General features: G+C 67.0%; 1 protein-coding gene. It reads right to left on the reverse strand.

All coding sequences use genetic code 11. From position 1 onward, the window contains the following. On the reverse strand, positions 1-1,771 hold a 1,771-nt coding region (locus DUPY_RS28225), incomplete at both ends, for a beta strand repeat-containing protein (RefSeq protein ID WP_229255188.1).

A 1,771-nucleotide genomic window follows, 5' to 3' on the forward strand; every position in this document is an offset into this window, starting at 1 on the left:
GCTGCAATGCCCGAGACCGCCAGGTTGGCCTTGTTGATGGTTGCGCTCAGGCCGGTCGGTTGCAGCACCACGTAGTTGCCGGCGCCGGCGCCCGACAGCGTGTAGCCGCTCACGCTCACGGCCTTGTTGGCGCCGGCATCCTTGCTGGCAAAGCTGCCCACGCCGGTACCGGTCACCGCCACGCTGTCGCTGCCCAGTGCGGCCACGGCAGCAGTGCCGGTCAAGGTTGCGGCGGTGGTGGCGTCATAGGGTTTATCCAGCGCTGCAATGCCCGAGACCGCCAGATTGGCCTTGTTGATGGTTGCGCTCAGGCCGGTCGGTTGCAGCACCACGTAGTTGCCGGCGTCGGCGCCCGACAGCGTGTAGCCGCTCACGCTCACGGCCTTGTTGGCGCCGGCATCCTTGCTGGCAAAGCTGCCCCCGCCGGTACCGGTCACCACCACGCTGTCGCTGCCCAGTGCTGCCACGGCAGCAGTGCCGGTCAAGGTCGCGGCAGTGGTGGCGTCATAGGTTTTATCCAGGGCTGCAATGCCCGAGACCGCCAGGTTGGCCTTGTTGATGGTTGCGCTCAGGCCGGTCGGTTGCAGCACTACGTAGTTGCCGGCGTCGGCGCCCGACAGCGTGTAGCCGCTCACGCTCACGGCCTTGTTGGCGCCGGCGTCCTTGCTGGCAAAGCTGCCCACGCCGGTACCGGTCACCGCCACGCTGTCGCTGCCCAGTGCTGCCACGGCAGCAGTGCCGCTCAGGCCGGAGCTAGTGGTGGCGTCATAGGTTTTATCCAGGGCTGCAATGCCCGAGACCGCCAGGTTGACCTTGTTGATGGTTGCGCTCAGGCCGGTCGGTTGCAGCACCACGTAGTTGCCGGCATCGGCGCCGGACAAGGTATAGCCGGTCACTGTCACCGCCTTACCGGCGCCGGCATCCTTGCTGGCAAAACTGCCCACGCCGGTACCGGCCACCGACACGTTGTCGCTGCCAAGGGCGGCCACGGCGGCGTTACCGGTCAGGCTGGCGGCGGTGGTGGCGTCATAGGTTTTATCAAGCGCCGCAATATCCGATACCGTGAGGTTGGCCTTGTTGATGGTTGCGCTCAGGCCGGTCGGCTGGGTGACCACGTAGTTGCCGGCGTCGGCGCCCGACAGCGTGTAGCCGCTCACCGTCACAGCCTTGTTGATACCGACATCCTTGGTCGCAAAACTGCCGCTGCCGCTGCCGGCCAGCGACACCGTGTCGCCCGAAACCAGGCCCGAGTAGCCAACGCTGGCGGTGTTGAGCGCGGCCGTGGTCGTGGCGTCGTAGATTTTATCGACGGCGCTGACGCCGGTCAGGGTCAGCCCCTTGGCGGTCACGGTGTAACTGCTGCCGGCCACGCCGGGCGCGTTGTAATTGCTGGCCAGGCCGCCGTTGCTGCTGCTGCCCAGGCTCAGGCCCGTGGTGCTGGCGAGCGCCGCACCGCTTTGAACGTTCTTGCTGGTCAGGTTCGAGGCGTCACCGGCCCCGGTGACGCTGAAGATCTGGCCGGCCACGCCGGTCGCCGTCAAGGTGCCGCCCGCCACCGACGTGGCGCCATCGTAGGTTCTGCTGCCGGAGACGATGACATCGGCCTTGTTGATGGTAGCGGTCACGCCGGCCGGCTGCACCAGGTTATAGTTGCCGGCATCGGTGCCGCCCAGCGTATAGCCGGTGACGGTAACCGCCTTGCCCACCCCGGCGTTGGCGTCGGCAAAGCTGCCCACGCCCGTACCCGTGACCGCGACGATGTCGCTGCTTA

Origin of the sequence: Duganella phyllosphaerae (assembly GCF_001758785.1) — a bacterium.
Classification (GTDB): Bacteria; Pseudomonadota; Gammaproteobacteria; order Burkholderiales; family Burkholderiaceae_D; genus Rugamonas; species Rugamonas phyllosphaerae.